Origin of the sequence: Peribacillus aracenensis, assembly GCF_025175645.1 — a bacterium.
Classification (GTDB): Bacteria; Bacillota; Bacilli; order Bacillales; family DSM-1321; genus Peribacillus; species Peribacillus aracenensis.
In genome coordinates this window covers 182,030-198,548 of record NZ_JANZMJ010000002.1, presented here as the reverse complement: position 1 = coordinate 198,548, position 16,519 = coordinate 182,030, and the positions used below count along the sequence as shown (strand labels likewise).

The 16,519-nt window shown below is 42.4% G+C and carries 16 protein-coding genes and 2 riboswitches; of the genes, 10 read left to right on the top strand and 6 right to left on the bottom strand.

Annotated elements, in window-relative coordinates; translation table 11 throughout:
• Positions 1–29: 29 nt before the first annotated feature.
• On the top strand, positions 30–608 hold the full coding sequence (locus tag N0M92_RS03610; RefSeq protein ID WP_260284494.1) for a GNAT family N-acetyltransferase: 579 nt from the start codon (positions 30–32) through the stop codon (positions 606–608).
• A gap of 47 nt (positions 609–655) precedes the next feature.
• Here the strand turns inward: N0M92_RS03610 and N0M92_RS03605 are convergent, their stop codons facing one another.
• The 3 genes from N0M92_RS03605 to N0M92_RS03595 form a co-directional block, all read right to left on the bottom strand.
• On the bottom strand, positions 656–799 hold the full coding sequence (locus N0M92_RS03605; RefSeq protein WP_260284493.1) for a hypothetical protein: 144 nt from the start codon (positions 797–799) through the stop codon (positions 656–658).
• Between the two features lie 73 nt (positions 800–872).
• On the bottom strand, positions 873–1,328 hold the full coding sequence (locus tag N0M92_RS03600) for a GNAT family N-acetyltransferase (RefSeq protein WP_260284595.1): 456 nt from the start codon (positions 1,326–1,328) through the stop codon (positions 873–875).
• 17 nt (positions 1,329–1,345) lie between these two features.
• Complete coding sequence (locus N0M92_RS03595; RefSeq protein ID WP_260284492.1) at positions 1,346–2,362, bottom strand: nitronate monooxygenase; 1,017 nt, start codon at positions 2,360–2,362, stop codon at positions 1,346–1,348.
• A gap of 140 nt (positions 2,363–2,502) precedes the next feature.
• Between N0M92_RS03595 and trhO the strand changes: the two genes are divergently transcribed.
• Complete coding sequence (gene trhO / locus N0M92_RS03590) at positions 2,503–3,468, top strand: oxygen-dependent tRNA uridine(34) hydroxylase TrhO (RefSeq protein ID WP_260284491.1); 966 nt, start codon at positions 2,503–2,505, stop codon at positions 3,466–3,468.
• 308 nt (positions 3,469–3,776) lie between these two features.
• Here the strand turns inward: trhO and N0M92_RS03585 are convergent, their stop codons facing one another.
• A complete protein-coding gene (locus N0M92_RS03585) occupies positions 3,777–4,409 on the bottom strand; it encodes a superoxide dismutase family protein (RefSeq protein ID WP_260284490.1) in 633 nt (210 codons plus the stop codon).
• Positions 4,410–4,577: 168 nt separating this feature from the next.
• Positions 4,578–5,885, bottom strand: coding sequence for a CitMHS family transporter (locus N0M92_RS03580; protein ID WP_260284489.1), 1,308 nt, complete (start codon positions 5,883–5,885; stop codon positions 4,578–4,580).
• A gap of 202 nt (positions 5,886–6,087) precedes the next feature.
• On the opposite strand from N0M92_RS03580, the gene N0M92_RS03575 reads away from it, so the two are divergent.
• The 5 genes from N0M92_RS03575 (at position 6,088) to N0M92_RS03555 (ending at position 11,067) form a co-directional block, all read left to right on the top strand.
• Complete coding sequence (locus N0M92_RS03575) at positions 6,088–7,299, top strand: MFS transporter (protein WP_397443798.1); 1,212 nt, start codon at positions 6,088–6,090, stop codon at positions 7,297–7,299.
• Positions 7,300–7,347: 48 nt separating this feature from the next.
• Positions 7,348–7,518: a hypothetical protein gene (locus tag N0M92_RS03570; RefSeq protein ID WP_260284488.1), complete on the top strand. Its 171-nt coding sequence runs from the start codon at positions 7,348–7,350 to the stop codon at positions 7,516–7,518.
• A 130-nt stretch (positions 7,519–7,648) separates the two neighbouring features.
• Positions 7,649–7,739, top strand: a riboswitch (cyclic di-GMP riboswitch).
• A 77-nt stretch (positions 7,740–7,816) separates the two neighbouring features.
• Positions 7,817–8,011, top strand: coding sequence for a hypothetical protein (locus tag N0M92_RS03565; protein ID WP_192203561.1), 195 nt, complete (start codon positions 7,817–7,819; stop codon positions 8,009–8,011).
• Positions 8,012–9,378: 1,367 nt separating this feature from the next.
• Positions 9,379–10,836, top strand: a complete 1,458-nt coding sequence (locus N0M92_RS03560) for a SulP family inorganic anion transporter (RefSeq protein WP_260284487.1) — start codon at positions 9,379–9,381, stop codon at positions 10,834–10,836.
• Positions 10,837–10,920: 84 nt separating this feature from the next.
• On the top strand, positions 10,921–11,067 hold the full coding sequence (locus N0M92_RS03555) for a hypothetical protein (RefSeq protein WP_179891129.1): 147 nt from the start codon (positions 10,921–10,923) through the stop codon (positions 11,065–11,067).
• Positions 11,068–11,165: 98 nt separating this feature from the next.
• On the opposite strand, the gene N0M92_RS03550 is transcribed toward N0M92_RS03555, so the two are convergent.
• The gene (locus N0M92_RS03550; RefSeq protein WP_260284485.1) at positions 11,166–12,095 is read right to left on the bottom strand and encodes a manganese-dependent inorganic pyrophosphatase; all 930 of its coding nucleotides are present in this window, start codon (positions 12,093–12,095) and stop codon (positions 11,166–11,168) included.
• A 293-nt stretch (positions 12,096–12,388) separates the two neighbouring features.
• Positions 12,389–12,569: riboswitch (cobalamin riboswitch) on the top strand.
• A 139-nt stretch (positions 12,570–12,708) separates the two neighbouring features.
• On the opposite strand from N0M92_RS03550, the gene N0M92_RS03545 reads away from it, so the two are divergent.
• Genes N0M92_RS03545 through N0M92_RS03535 form a run of 3 tightly spaced genes read left to right on the top strand, consistent with a single transcriptional unit; the run spans position 12,709 to position 16,513 of the window.
• A complete protein-coding gene (locus N0M92_RS03545; RefSeq protein WP_260284483.1) occupies positions 12,709–15,006 on the top strand; it encodes a ribonucleoside-diphosphate reductase subunit alpha in 2,298 nt (765 codons plus the stop codon).
• A gap of 45 nt (positions 15,007–15,051) precedes the next feature.
• Positions 15,052–16,104: a ribonucleotide-diphosphate reductase subunit beta gene (locus tag N0M92_RS03540; protein WP_034314867.1), complete on the top strand. Its 1,053-nt coding sequence runs from the start codon at positions 15,052–15,054 to the stop codon at positions 16,102–16,104.
• Positions 16,076–16,513, top strand: a complete 438-nt coding sequence (locus N0M92_RS03535) for a flavodoxin domain-containing protein (protein ID WP_260284482.1) — start codon at positions 16,076–16,078, stop codon at positions 16,511–16,513. Before N0M92_RS03540 ends, N0M92_RS03535 begins: the two co-directional genes overlap by 29 nt.
• The last annotated feature ends 6 nt before the right edge of the window (positions 16,514–16,519 follow it).

Genomic DNA, 16,519 nt, shown 5'->3' with positions numbered 1-16,519 from the left:
ATGAAGATATCAATCAAGAGGAGGATACTATGGAACATATCGAATTATTCGGGAAACACGTGATACTCACCCCGATGATGGATCATCATATCGAACCGCTTTACGCCGCTTCCCTGCCAACTGAAATATGGGAATGGAGCGCAACAAAAATTTTGTCATATGAAGAAGCCATTTCCTATGTAAAGGATGGCATTCGAGCAAGGGAGCAGGAACTTCATCATCCATTTGTCGTTATCGATCAGACTGATGATTCGATAGTTGGCAGCACGAGCTTAAGAAATATTCAATTTCATAATCAATCCCTGGAAATCGGTGCGACTTGGTATCATCCCGACAAATGGCGGACAGCCATTAACACAGAATGTAAGTACCTGCTATTGCAGCATGCTTTTGAAAAGTGGAAAATGAAACGGGTTGAATTCAGGACGGACGAATGCAACAAAAGATCGCGTGCAGCAATAACCAGGCTCGGCGCCCTTGAAGAAGGCATTTTGAGAATGGAGAAAAAACTGCAGGATGGAAGGATAAGGAACACGGTGGTCTACAGTATTCTCGAGCATGAATGGCCCAATGTGAAAAGGAATTTGGAAGCCTTTTTGAAAAGGTGAAGATATGAAAAAGAGTGCCGTTGTTTTGCACTCTTTTTCTCTTGCTGCTATCTTTCATGTGAGTCTTTATTAATATCCGATAAAAAATCCTTTTGCCTTTTCGTTGATCGAATGAATATTAAAACGCCAATCGCAAATAAAAACGGCATTAATAAAGCAAAAAGAAGATAAATCATATCTCCAAAGAACAAGTTCATTCCCCCTAAGCCATGCGACACGCACTTTTGTCTGTATACTTTCCCGTCAAACTTGGATGTTCATTGCTTAGTCTAAACTTTGTGACAAGCGAATCATATCCTGGCATTGAATCCCATTTTCATAAATGGCCTCGGAATAGTTTCTATTAAAAAAATCCCGATCGACCCCAGTGATTCTAAACCCGCATTTTTGGTAAAGGGCAAGCTGCCCTATCCCCGAATTTCCCGTGCCGATTTCAATCGTTTTATATCCCTGTTCCCTTGCATAGCCTATGGCGTGTTCAATCAATTGCCTGCCGATTCCTCTTCCATGGTGCCGTTCATCCACAGCGATGTTCATTATCTCTATCAGTTTTGGACCTTTTTGCAGTAAAACATAAACACCGATCATTCGCCCATCAGTCAAGGCAACAAAGCATGTTCCGCTTCCCAAGTATTCCTCGACCAATTCCCTTGAAGGATCTGCCAAAAGCAATAAATGCATCGGCGGTGGCTCATCGATGAATAATTCCCTTATCTCCATCTCCATCCAACCCCTTCTCATTTGAGTTCTTCTACAAGAAGTTCAACCAATTCCGATGCGGGAAGTTCCCTGCTCAACCTATACCCTTGTCCTGCCCACAAAGCCATCAATTCAGGATTGTTTTTTTGTCCAGCCGCTTTTCGCATTTGCTTTGTCATATGATGGACATGAGGATAGGCGACTGGTGCAAATCCATCATAATCGGTTATAAAGTGATTCACCAACCCGCGTGCTCTCCGCCCGCTAAAGACTCGGGTAATAGAGGTCTTGGTAAACCGGGGACTTCCCAGAGCTTCCTTATGGACGGGACTTGCCCCGCTTTCGGGACAGCGAAGGAAAGCTGTTCCCAATTGTGCCGCTGTTGCTCCCGCTTCGAGCACGGCCGAGATATCCTTTCCATGCATCAGTCCGCCCGCCGCAATGATCGGCAAGTTCAGCTCACCTTGAATCAACCGTATCAAAACTAAAAGACCGTAATCATCTTCTGTGCGGTTTTCAAAGCTGCCCCGGTGACCCCCTGCTTCAAACCCCTGTACACATAGCACATCCGCACCTGCTCCCGCCGCCCTTTTTGCTTCCTGAAGGTTGGTTACCGTCACGGCTATAAGGGAACCGACACCTTGGAGCTCCCTTATTACATCTTCCGTTGGACATCCGAACGTAAAACTGACGACAGCGACCCCAGCCTGCTTCAATACCGTTATTTTATTTTCCCAATCATCGTCATCACTATCGGCTTTTCCAATCTCAGCCCCAACGCTCTTGGCCTCTTTTTCGATCTTTTCACGATAGGCAGATAATATATTTTCATCCACCTCCTCGTTTCCTGGCACAAATACATTCACGCCAAAAGGGTGCCCAGTCAACTGACGGGTCTGCCCTATTTCGTCCTTCATCTCTTCTGCAGTCTTATAGCCAGCTGCGAGAAAGCCCAATCCACCTGCATTGGATACTGAAGCCGCAAGCTTCGGGGTGGAAGCTCCTCCTGCCATCGGTGCTTGAATGATCGGATATCTCATTAACTTTTTTAGCATTCCATACCACTCCTTTTGATTTTTCTTCATGCTCTTATCATTTTTACGTTTTCTTGGTATAATGATTATCTGTAAGAGAAAAGTGTCTAAATGATCACCCTTTATATCTTGCAAATATAAAACATAGGTGGTAAATAAAAATGGAAACAAAACCATATAGAGTATTACTTTATTATTTGTATGTACCAATCGAGAATCACGAAGAATTTGCAGCCGAGCATCTTGCGGCATGTAAAGCACTTGAATTGAAAGGCCGTATCTTGGTGGCAGCAGAAGGGATCAACGGAACGGTTTCTGGTACGATCGAACAAACCAACAAATATATGGACATGATGAAAAGCGATCCCCGCTTTGCCGATATCGTGTTTAAAATAGATGAAGCTGACGGCCATGCTTTCAAAAAAATGCATGTTCGTCCACGAAATGAGCTTGTAACGCTTCGATTGGATGAAGACATCAACCCGAACCGGACGACAGGCAAATACTTGAGCCCGATGGAGTTCTTCGAGCAAATGCAAGATGAAGACACCATCGTCCTTGATGCCAGAAATGACTATGAATTTGATTTGGGACATTTCAGGGGTGCAATCAAGCCAGAAATCACGAATTTCCGTGAACTTCCGGATTGGGTCCGGGAAAATAGAGAAATGTTCGAAGGCAAAAAAATCCTAACGTATTGCACCGGCGGTATCCGCTGTGAAAAATTCTCCGGCTGGCTTGTCGAAGAAGGCTTTGAAGATGTAAGCCAACTGCATGGCGGCATCGCAACATACGGAAAGGATCCCGAAGTCCAAGGTGAGCTTTGGGATGGCCAAATGTATGTATTCGATGAAAGGATAGCCGTACCTATCAATCAAAAGGAACATGTCATTGTCGGTCGCGATATTTATTCCGGCGAACCTTGTGAACGCTATGTTAATTGTGCTAACCCTGAATGCAACAAGAAAATCCTTTGCAGTGAAGAGAACGAGCATAAACATATGCGCAGCTGTACTCATGAATGCCGAGTGCATCCCCGTAACCGCTATGTAGTCGAGCATAACCTTTCTGAAGAAGAAGTGGCTGAGAGATTACAGCTAATCGAAGAAACCAGTACCGTAAAATGATAAAGCAAACCCGAATCAGTGGACATGATCCCTATTCGGGTTTTTTTATCCATTTAAATCAAATCTTATTTTCCTATATTAAACCTATGCCTTGGACCTTATCCCACTGCAAGAATTAACTATGATCTTTTAATGCCATCTGCTTCAAATCCACTATTACTTATTCTCTTACTTCTATATCACAATAGAAAAAACCTTCTTAATACGTAAAAAGAATGAATTCAGCTTAAGATTTTAGCGGTCAGCGGTTTTACCTTCAATGAAAAGAGCGATTCCTCTTTAGAGGAATCGCTCTTGCTTCATTAATGTTATTTTTCCTCTGCACTTACAACAATCCCGCAAGCTTGCCTATCGCCTGCATCACCGGCTTTCAAGGTATCCACATCCGGTCCTTTTTCTCCATTGGCTTCATAACGGTCAGGAATATTGGCAAAGTTGTCTGGATTCGCATGAACGATTACAGCCAACTCTTCTTTCTTCAGCTGGTCTATCGTCATGTTATCCAATGTTGCCGTATATTTGGCTGTTCCATCCTCTTTCACATATAAAGGGGGCATATCCCCTGCATGTTTAGAGTGCGTGTCATCAGTTGGATTAAAGTGTCCTCCCGCTGTAGTGAAAGGGCCTTCCTTAGCATCCGGCTCACATACTGCTTTTTCGTGGACATGGAATCCATGGTAGCCTGGCTCAAGGCCTTCCAAAGCGGTCTCAATCACCACAGTATTCTCTTCGGCGGTAAAGTTAACTGTCCCAAGTGTTTTACCTTCTACATCTTTAACTTCCGCTTTTACCTGCGGATCAACCCCTGTTTCTGTTCCTTGTCCCACTGTAGTCATGTCCTTGGCATTATTGTCGGACTGATTTGAATCATCCGCTGAATTACATCCATACAGTAAAAGGGCAGCACACATAGGCAGCACAAGTTTTTGTTTATAGTTCATATAAACTCCCTCACTCTCTTATATGTATCTTCCTCTTATTACTTTCCACCATTATGGAAGAATAAACAGAAATCGGAATAAATAGTAAAATGGATTATTCCGTGAGGGTGAACACCTTACTAAATTCACTGACAGGAATTTTGCATTATAGCTTAATGGTCTCATATTTTACAAAGTGATGACCCCAAAAGTGATCGCTGCAATCGTCATGATGATGGTTGTCCCAAATGCCCATTTAAACAGGAATTTTTGGTGATCCCCAAAATCCACGCCTACAAGACCGATCAATATGAAGGTTGCAGGCACCAATGGCGATAATGGGAACCCTGCGGTCGAATGGCCTAATAAAGCGGCCCTTCCGATTTCTACAGGAGAAATGCCGAAGTTCGATGCCGTTTCACTTATTATTGGCAGAATGCCAAAGTAATAGGCATCAGGTGAAAAAATGAACCCCATCGGAATGCTCGTCAGCGCTACCACCAGTGGCAAATGTGCCCCGATCCACTCAGGAATGACAGTTACGATTGAAGCAGCCATCGAGTCCATCATCTTCGTTTCTGTGAATACACCCGTAAAAATCCCTGCAGCGAAAATGAGTGTACAGATCATCACGAAACTATTGGCATGAGATAAAATCCTTTCCTGCTGTTCTTTTGGGTTCGGAAAGTTAACGAATAGTGCAATCGCAAAAGCAGTGGCAAATAAGATTTGGATCGGCAGCACTTCCATCACCAGCAAAACCATCAGTAAAATCGTCAAGAACCAATTAAACCAAAAAAGCTTGGATGTTCCTTTAGGTGCGGTTTCAACACCTGCAGCCTGTTCTCCCATACCAGGTTGCATGTTCGTCTCCATCGAGCTGACCCCTAATCTCTCCCTTTCCTTTTTACCAAGTACATATGCCGAAAAAAGTGTCCATAAAAGACCGCAAATCATGACCGGAATGAGAGGAATGAATAGCTCCGATACTTCAACCTGAAGGCTCGCGGCCGCCCTGACCAAAGGACCTCCCCAAGGAATCATATTCATGACGCCAGCGGCTAAACCAACAACACAGGCCAATACGAGCCTGTTCATCCCTAATTTGATATAAAGCGGCAGCATGGCTGAAACGGTGATCATGAATGTGGAAGAACCGTCTCCGTCCAAACCTACCAACATGGTTATAATGGCAGTTGCCATGACAACCTTTAGCGGATCTCCTTTTACAAAACTGAGTATTTTAGCGATCATGGGCTCGAATAAACCAACGTCAATCATTAGACCAAAGTATAGAATAGCAAAAACGATCATGACTGCTGTCGGTGTCACCTTTAAAATACCCGCAACCATCATATCTCCCATTTCCGAGGCAAAGCCACCAATCAGACCAAAAGCTATTGCCGTGAAGATAAAAGCGACAACCACTGATAAGCGCTTTGTGATGACTAAGACCAGAAACGTTAAAATCATGCAAAATCCTAAAATCGTCAACATGTTAAAAACTCCTTTAAATGGAAAAGTGAATACCTTTGTTTCATTTAATTTTTCTGAAAAATCAATATTTTCACATTATATCATTTGCCTATTCATTAAAAAACCAATAAAAACAAATTCGTTTAATAAATTAGTTAAATTATGTATACTATTATTTAGGAACCCGAAATTTTTTTCGGAGGAAAGAAGTGTTGAATCTAAAATGAATGCTCATAAAATAGCTAAACGGAATCTTTTCATCATGTGGTTCGCCAATTTCTTCATAGGCGGGAGCATGACGATGGTTCTCCCATTCATATCCTTATACATTGGTACATTCGGAGATTATTCGACTCAATATATCCAGCATTGGTCCGGATGGACATTTGGAATCACTTTTGTGACTGCCTTTTTATTTTCTCCCATTTGGGGACGAATTGGTGATCGGTACGGCAGGAAGAAAATCTTGATTGCCTGTGCCTTTGGGATGGGGCTGTCCATTTTCCTGATGGGATTCGTTGAAAATGTTTGGCAGCTATTCGTCTTAAGGATGTTCACCGGGATATTCACTGGCTTCATTTCCATGTCACAAGCCTTCATATCAACGCAAACCCCAAAAGAAATTGCCGGACGAGTACTGGGAACTTTGCAAACGGGAAATATAACCGGTTCCCTTTTCGGACCATTGCTTGGCGGCCTGCTTGCAGACACACTCGGCTATTCAACCGCCTTTAAATTCACCTCCATCACCATTTTCATCTCCGGACTTCTTGTTTTTGCAACCAAGGAGTACGTAATGGAACGGCAGAAGGGAACAAAGTCGAGCTATACAAGCAGGGAAGTTCTCTCGCATATCTTAAGGAATCCCATCCTAGTCAATGTCATGCTCATTTCGACACTTGTTCAAGTTGCCCACTTCAGCATTCAGCCCATTCTTTCTTTATACGTTAGCCAGTTGCATGGAACTTCCAATCTTGGATTTTATTCAGGTATCGCCTTTTCTGCAGCAGGACTGGGGAATTTATTGATGGCGCGTCACTGGGGCAAGATAGGTGATCGTCATGGACATGTGAAGATTCTTGTGCTGCTTCTTTTTCTGACTGCTACAGTCTACTTGCCCGGTGCCTTCATCAATCATTTTTGGCAGCTTGTTCTGGTACGTTTCATACTTGGCATGGCAATAGGCGGCATCATCCCTGTAAGGATTGCCTACATTCGCCAGGAAGCTCCTGTCGCAATGCAGGGGGAAGTACTTGGGTACAATACGAGCCTGCGCTTTTTAGGCAATATCATTGGACCCGCGATGGGCGGAATGGTTGCTGGTTTCTACGGATTCTCCGCCGTTTTCATCACGACCAGCACGTTACTCCTCATAGCGGGACTTGTCCTCTATTTCGCGATGCACCGCAATCCGGAATTGGCCAGATCACATTAATCTCACTTTGGCAAGAAAGCCTGCTTCCAGATGGAAGCAGGCTTTCTCATGTTTAATGCTCATACAGCTGTAGTGCTGGATACTTCTGGAACTGGATTTCGTTTCGGTCATATTCCGATACAGGCAGTGAGGCCAAAAACGAACAAGAGTCCGGCACACATGAAAAAGGAATATTGGAAACCAGCTGCTGCACATGGTTCCCGAACTATAGGTACATAGCCTGCCAAACCTTTCTTCTCTATTTTTCCTTCTATATTTGGGCAATCCCGCTGATTGCTGTTGATACTTAATAAAAGGGAATGTTGGCCGCAGCCATAAACACTTCATAACGCAACAAATTTTATGTTAAGATTATTTTAGGCAAATTTTATGAAAGTAAAAGACGCAAAGCCACGGGCCTAACACAACAACTTAGTTGTCATGGCAGCCGGGCTGCCAAGATTTTTCTTGAATGGATCACTTTATTATCAATTGCCCCTTTTTAATTTGCCTAAAATTAAAAATAGGAGGGTTATATATGTTTTTTCCAACCATTTATTCAGCTACTACAGATGAGAGACACATAGTTAAAGATAAAAATACTTGTGCATGCGGCACAAGGTATAATGTATTCGCAATGTTGACCAGAAGCGATCTTCGAAAAATCAGGTTCAAGCATTATAAAGAAGTGACATGTCCTAAATGTAAATCCAGTATCATTGATAAGGAATAGACTCTTAACACCGGGAGGGTTTCTACTCCAAAAACCTTGATAGAGCTGGCCTTTTCACCTTGTTTCGGTAACAATAGCCATCTTCCTCATGCCTCCTTACCCAGATTACACACAAAATCGAATAAAAAAAGACCCTTTCAAGATCTTTTATCATTGCTATGTAAAGTGAATGTGCGGCGGAATATAGCTGGCTCGATTCAAATCATCAGTTTATAAGCTCTACTCCGCTTCCCGTTTGGTATTCCATCAACTGGGCCAAATATTTCTTAAGTAATAACTCGGCAAGTGCAGGGTCTTTCAGGTTATTCAATAGCGTGTAGGAGCCCAATTCGTCAAAATGGCCAAGACTTTTTTCGGGAATCCATTTCGGGGAACATTATGAGCATGCATGGCCTGTTTGTAGGCATAATAATAATCCTCCAGCTTATTGGTGGTACCGCCCCCACCCCAATAATATCGTCAGGGAAAGCTTCTTTAATATCGGATATTCACTAAGGTAAAGACTTATCCCTTCCCAGTATGAGGATGCGATTTTCCCTTTTCACCGGTATCATCTATATCAGCATATCATCCCATTTTGTCACGATGATTTCTTTATATTTAAGATAAAGCTGTTCTTTCATATGATCCCATTCCGAGGCTTTTTCCGCTTCACTTTCGATCAGATTAAATGGGCAGTAAGTGACCCTCTTCCAGTTTCAAAACGGCAATCCGGTGTGGCCTGTATAAATCATTGTTCATCAATGTCGCATATTCGACTATTTAGCTTATCTTCTATTTTCTCTGTAACTATCCTTTACCTCTTCTTCGAGAATTTCCGGGGAACATTCTCCTAGGTGAATGGGAAAAGAATCAGCAAAATGCAGCGAACCTCCTTTCCATACATACAAACGATCATCCTCTCTCAATACGATCGTCACGAAAATTCCAATTGAAATGATTCCACCGTAAAATCCAATGTTTCTTGGATTGTATCGAATTTCACTAAATTCCTTGCAGTCAGCTTAAATGATTCTCAATCTTTTCCACCAGTTTCGTTCTTTTCTCGCTCTTATTCATAGGAGTAACCCCCATTTTCATTCATAATAAAAGAATACTACATTTAAATACAGAAAAATCTGAATCGTGGCAGCGAAAGCGATTAAGAAGGCTTTGGAAATTTTTTGCCCTTCATTGCTGGATGTTGCCCATCGTCATATCCTGAAATTCCTCCCTTTAGGCCTTTTACCTGCATCGCCTATAATACGAAATGAATAGCCCTCGATTTGTCGTCTATATTATCCATATAGATAGAAAGAAGGACTCATGCTATAATTTAGTGCGTTAAAAGAAATGAACACACATATATAGAAAGAAGGAATGTTTCTTTGAATACATCTGGATACAAACAGGAATGGTTTGGCAACGTTAAAGGAGATGTTCTATCCGGTATAGTCGTTGCCTTGGCATTGATTCCCGAGGCGATTGCCTTTTCGATCATTGCTGGCGTTGACCCAATGGTTGGTCTATATGCCTCATTCTGCATTGCCATCGTCATCTCTTTTGTCGGCGGAAGGCCGGGAATGATATCGGCAGCCACTGGTGCAATGGCACTCGTCATGGTCGATCTTGTTAAAGATCATGGCTTGAACTATTTACTTGCTGCAACAATATTGACTGGTTTGCTGCAAATTTTACTAGGAGTATTAAAAATCGGGAAATTAATGAAGTTCATACCGAAGCCGGTCATGACTGGTTTTGTAAATTCTTTAGCCATCTTGATTTTCACGGCTCAGCTCACCCATTTCGTGGGCGAAACATGGATCATGTATGTCATGACAGCCGTTTCTTTAGCTATCATTTATCTTTTTCCGCTGATCACGAAAGTCATCCCTTCACCACTTGTAGCCATCATATTCATGACGATCGTTGCAGTTGCCACGGGGGCTACGGTGCGGACGGTTGGGGATATGGGGCAATTGACCGAAGCGCTACCGATGTTCATGCTTCCAGATATCCCTTTGACCTTCGAAACTTTGGCGATCATTTTCCCTTATTCCATAGCTCTTGCATTTGTTGGGCTGCTTGAATCATTATTGACAGCTCAAATAGTCGATGAGATGACTGACACGGACAGTAATAAAAATAAGGAAGCCAAAGGCCAGGGAATTTCGAATATCATTGCCGGATGCTTTGGCGGCATGGCGGGATGTGCGATGATCGGCCAATCCGGTATCAATATTAAATCAGGAGGAAGGGGTCGGCTCTCCACATTTGTAGCTGGCGCATTCCTTATGGTATTAATCGTGGTATTGAATGATGTCCTTATTAAAATCCCGATGGCTGCACTTGTCGCAGTCATGATCATGGTTTCAATCGGGACCTTTGACTGGTCTTCCCTAAAGAGGCTCACAAAAGCTCCAAAATCGGATGCAGCCGTGATGATCGTGACGGTCCTCATTGTCCTTTATACACATGATTTATCAAAAGGTGTATTTGCCGGAGTGCTCTTGAGCATGATTTTCTTCTCTGCTAAAATTTCTAAAGTGGCTGTAGAGAAAACGGAAGATATCCAGGCTAAGAAAATCATATATCATATCAGCGGGCAAGTATTTTTCGCTTCTGTACAGGACTTTGTTTCGAAGTTCGACTTCAAGGAAAAAGCCGATTCAATCGTCATCGACTTTTCCCATTCTAAAATATGGGATGCTTCAGCAGTCGGTGCTGTTGATACGGTTGTCCTTAAATATCAGCTTCTGGGAATACCTGTCCAAGTGCAAGGACTCGATGAAGATAGTTCGTTATTGCTTGAAAAACTCGCCACATCAGAAAGTAAAATATCTTGAAGAAATAAGTTTTGTTGAATAGAAACTTTTCAAACCGACAAAATAGATAACATGAATTATTTCCTTTTGAAAGGGGCGAAAAGCATGACACCCGAGCAGGATTATACAGCAGCAAATCTGTCACCGGATTTATTGAATGAACTGAAAAGCTTTGAAAGCAGGCTTGGCGAGGAAGCCAACAAAGAACTGATTGTCATTGCCTATGAAAAAGAAAAGGAAGCTTTGAACTAAGAAAAAAGACTCAACCACCCTTAATGGTGGTTGAGTCTTTTCTTGCATATACAGAAAAAGGATGTCCATGTTTTTAATGAACACCCCCTTTTCCTGTATTATTTGCTGAATACGTCCGTTAAGATCGGCACGATTTGTTTTTTACGAGATACAACGCCTTCTAAGACGGCGATGTTATTGTTTAATGAAACGTCGTATGCTTTTTCCACTGCATAAGCTGCTTTACCAAGCGCCAAGGCAGCAGAGTCATTAGTCAAGATATCCGTTACGACAAATAGGAATAAGTCCAATTCCTTCTCGGCGATGACCGCTCCTATCGCCGCTTCCAATTCTGCTTGCTTAGCAAGGACTTCGTTCGGATCTACAGCATTGACCTGTGCTATCTCCACTTTAGCCATTCCCATGGAGAATTCCTTTGCATCAAGAGTGATAAGCTGGGCAATCGTTTTATCGCTCAAGTCAGCTCCGGCTTTCAACATTTCCAAGCCGTATGTTTCAGCGTCGACTCCCGCAATGGCAGCCAGTTCCATTGCTGCTGCAATGTCTTGCTCCGTGCATGTAGGAGATTTGAACAATAACGAATCGGAAATGATGGCAGACAACATAAGTCCTGCGATTGCTTTAGGGACTTCGATGCCGTTTTCTTTATAAATTTTATTTAAAATGGTTGCCGTACATCCAACAGGTTCCGCCCGGTAATATAGTGGATCGCTTGTTTCAAAGTTAGCGATACGGTGATGGTCGATAACTTCCAACACACGGACTTGGTCAATATCTTCAGCACTTTGCTGGCGTTCGTTATGATCGACCAGGATTACGCCTTCAGCTTCCCCTGCAACTTTTTCCACAAGGCGGGGAGCTTCGAATTTGAATTGGTCCAATGCATATTGAGTTTCACCATTCACTTCACCCAGACGAACTGGTTCAGCGTTGATACCTAACTGCTTTTTCAGGTCTGCATAAGCGATTGCTGAACAGATTGTGTCTGTATCCGGGTTTTTATGTCCAAAAACTAATACTTTTTCCAAGATTTTATCCCCTTTTTCTTAAATATTTTTCCGCGAATCCCCTCATCGCAATAAGGGAGAGCCACCTTTACTAGACAATTTATTTTAACACAAAATCGCGTAAAATCAGCGCTTGAATTACCCATTCCCCAATAAATTCTTTCATTCCTTCGCACTCTGCACTCACTTTGTCAATAGATAAGGGTTGGTTTTTTTCAAATATATTAGTTGAATTATCATCGTATATGGCTTACGATAATATAAGCAGAAATACTAGATATTGATTACATAAACATCACTAATAACTATATATAGAATTTTTTATAATCCAAGGTGCCAGTGATGGCTGAAAAGGGAATCCGGTGTAAACCCGGAACTGTCCCCGCAACTGTAAATGTGACGAAATGAGAAACCCACTGTATAGCTCTCTATACGGGAAGGACTCAAAGTAGGATGATCATGAGTCAGGAGACCTGCCTTGAATTTTTCACGTTTCTTATTCTTCGGGGATTGAGATGATGAAACGATAGTTTAACGGCTATTTTTTCATGGCTCTTTTATTCTATCGTTTGATCCGCTCAATTCATTGGGCGGTTTTTTTATTTTAGAAGGAAGTCAACAAGGAGGATTATTAATGACCCAAACATATAACTCTACCATAAGTGAAAATGACACAGAAGCGAAGTCCATCCAGCTCGAGATGTTATCAAAGGAATTCGAAGGCCATCTCGATATGGAAAAGTTCAAAAAGCGTTTTACAAAATGGCTAGATCGCAAAAGTGACTCAACCGAAGAACAGGCATCAAAAAAACTGATTCAGCTCGCTCTTGAAAGTGTGGATATCGATGCTCCGGATTGGACGTTCGTTGCTGCAGCAGAACTGTTGAATACAATGTATAGGGATGCACAAGCCAATCGAGGCTATGAAGGCATGAGTTATGGCCCATTCTATGAGCTGATCGCGGAACTCTCCCAGCTTTCAGAAGGTCAGCGTTATCCTATTTATAAATCAGAACTGCTATCTTCATATACGAAAGCGGAAATTGAGGAATTGGGTTCGGTAATCGACCCGGAAAAAGATAAATTATTCTCGTACATAGGCATCTACTTATTGAACGACCGCTATCTGGCCCGCCCTCAAAAGGACAAGGTCTACGAACTGCCACAAGAACGTTTCATGATCATCGCGATGGAAATCATGCGATTGGAAAAAACGGAGCACCGCCTGCAACTCATTAAAGAAGCATACTGGGCCATGTCCAATCTTTATATGACCGTTGCGACTCCTACACTCTCCAATTCAGGTAAAACACATGGACAGTTAAGCTCCTGCTTTATCGACGCAATTGAAGATTCCATTGACGGAATCTACCTATCAAACTACGATGCAGCAAAAGTATCTAAATTTGGCGGCGGAGTAGGTCTTTACGTCGGTAAGGTTCGATCGCTTGGTTCTGATATCCGGGGTTTCTCTGGAAACAGTTCCGGCACGACTCCCTGGATTCGACTATTCAACCAGACAGCTGTAAGTGTCGATCAATTGGGGCAACGTAAAGGTGCCATCGCGATTTACTTGGATGCCTGGCATAAAGATATCATGAGCTTCCTCGATTTAAAGACACAAAACGGGGATGACAGATTAAAAGCCCATGATATATTTACAGGCGTATGCATACCCGATTTATTCATGGAAGCTGTACGTGACAGAAAAGAATGGTATCTTTTCGATCCGCATACCGTTAAGCAAACCCTTGGATTTTCACTTGAAGATCTTTATGACGAGAAGAAAGGCGAAGGAAGCTTCAGGAATCATTATGCACTTGCTGTCGAGGCCGCAGAAAATGGCACGCTTCCAAACTATAGCTTTGAAAAAATCAAAGCGATGGACATCATGAAAAGCATCATGATTTCTCAATTAGAAGAAGGCGTACCGTATATGTTCTACCGCGATGAAGTGAATCGGAAGAATCCCAATAAGCATAAAGGTATGATTTATTGTTCTAACCTTTGCACGGAGATTGCCCAAAACTTAAGCCCTTCGACAATCACGGATGAATATGAAACAGAAGATGGAGATGTTGTTGTGGTTCGTAAAAGCGGCGATTTCGTTGTCTGCAACCTTTCATCCATTAACTTGCCCCGGGCAGTGGGCAGCGATGTTTTGGAAAGATTGATTCCCATTCAGATCCGCATGCTGGATAATGTCATAGATGTGAATAATCTTCCTGTCAAACAAGCATCCATCTCGAACAAACGTTACCGGGCAATTGGTTTAGGAACGTTTGGATGGCATCATTTACTTGCTACACAGAATATTTATTGGGAATCCGATGAGGCTGTTCACTATGCAGATGCTTTATACGAAAAGATCGCTTACTTAACAATCAAGGCATCCAATGAATTGGCCAAGGAAAAAGGTTCATACCCATATTTTGAAGGATCTGATTGGCATACAGGGGACTATTTCGAACTGCGTGACTATACAGATCAAAAATGGATGGATTTAAAAGCAGACGTGCATGAACACGGGACCCGTAATGGCTATTTAATGGCCATTGCCCCGAATTCTTCGACAGCTAAAATCGGTAATTCCACGGATGGAATCGATCCTTTGTATGAAATTGAATTTTACGAAGAAAAGAAAAACTTCAAATTCAAGGTGACCGCTCCAGGCTTGACGCCAAATACGTATGAATATTATAAAAAGACGCGATTTAATTTGGACCAACTGGAAAGCATCAGGCAAAATGCAGCCCGCCAGCGCCATATTGACCAAGCAATCAGCTTTAATCTGTATGTACACAATACAATCAAAGCGAAGGTTCTATTGGATATCCATTTAACGGCATGGGAAAGCGGATTGAAATCAACGTATTATGTTCGTTCGACTTCTTCCGAATATGACAATGCCTGCGAAAGCTGTTCAAGTTAACGACAATCATACCCCAGTAATCTATTCTTAAAGGAGTTTTCACGAATGACCAATCATATCAAAAAGATTCGGATGCTCGAACCTACGCATCCAACCAAAGCAACCGGTGTTTTCAAAGGAGAAGCTTCAGGCTTCCTCCTTTGGAACGATATTCAGTATGAAAAATTCTATGATACCTATACACAGCTCATCAATAACTTTTGGAAGCCTTCGAGCGTAAACATGATTCAGGATAAAAAGCAGTGGGGCGAATTGGACGAAGATATCCAGGACGCTTTTCTCGATATCCTTACAATGATTGCTGGAATGGATAGTCTTCAAACGCCCACTTTAGTAGAAATCCTTCGGTACATCAAAGATCCGGCGGCAAAAGCTATTCTGGCCAACATGGCCCAGCAGGAATCGATCCATAATGAGTCTTATTCCTATATCCTTGCTTCCTTGATTCCTGTAGGCAAGCAAAAACAGCTATTCGACCGCATTAAAGAACATCCTGAAGTGATTAAGCGTAACCAACCGATCGTTGATGCTTATCAAACGTTCGTGGACGATCCCAGCCCTCAGCATTTATTCGAGGCACTGATCCATTCAACGAACCTTGAAGGGATATATTTCTATCTGGCTTTCGCCTTTTATTATAATTTAGGACGACAAAATTTAATGACTGGTTCCGCTACGATGATATCCTATATTCATCGTGATGAAATGGTCCATTTCGATTTCATTGGAATGCTCGTTCAAATCTTGATGTATGAATATCCTGAGTTAAATAATGAAGAAAACACGAAGTTCATCTATACAACGATTGAAAAAGCAGTCGAACTCGAAAAAGAATGGTCTGAATATATGCTCGAAGATATCCAAACCAAAGCCGATCTCGATTTGGAAGAATTCAATGAGTACATCGAATATATCGCCAACAAACGGTTACGTATGCTAGGACTTGAGAATTTGTATAAAGAGTATGGCGAGAATCCGATGCCATGGATCAAAACGTTCGATGATGAATCCATCGGACTTACCAAAACCGATTTCTTCGAACAGAAGTCAAGGACATACAGTCAAGTAAATGCCAGCAATGGGTTCGATGAGCTGTAAAGTTGCCATTGTCTATCATACTGCCGGAGGCAATACAAAAGCGCTTGCTGAAGCCCTCGCTTCCCTTTTACCTGAAGCTGGACTATATCGAATGAATGAATTCGACTTACGCACATTGCCGGATTACGATGCATTGATCGTCGGCACCTATACATGGGGCAATGGGGAACTTCCTGCTAAATCAGCAGCCTTTTATAAAGAACTGGAACAGTTGCCTATTGCTCATCTGAAAACGGGAGTCTTCGGAACCGGTGAAACCAACTATCATCATTTTTGTGGGGCGGTCGATCATTTCCGGGACATGTTATTTGCCAAGAGCCAGTTATTGGTGACATTGAAGATAGAACAGATGTATCAAGAATCGGACTTGCACAGACTTCAAAAGTTCGCCTCGCTATTCCAGAACTGACTGAAA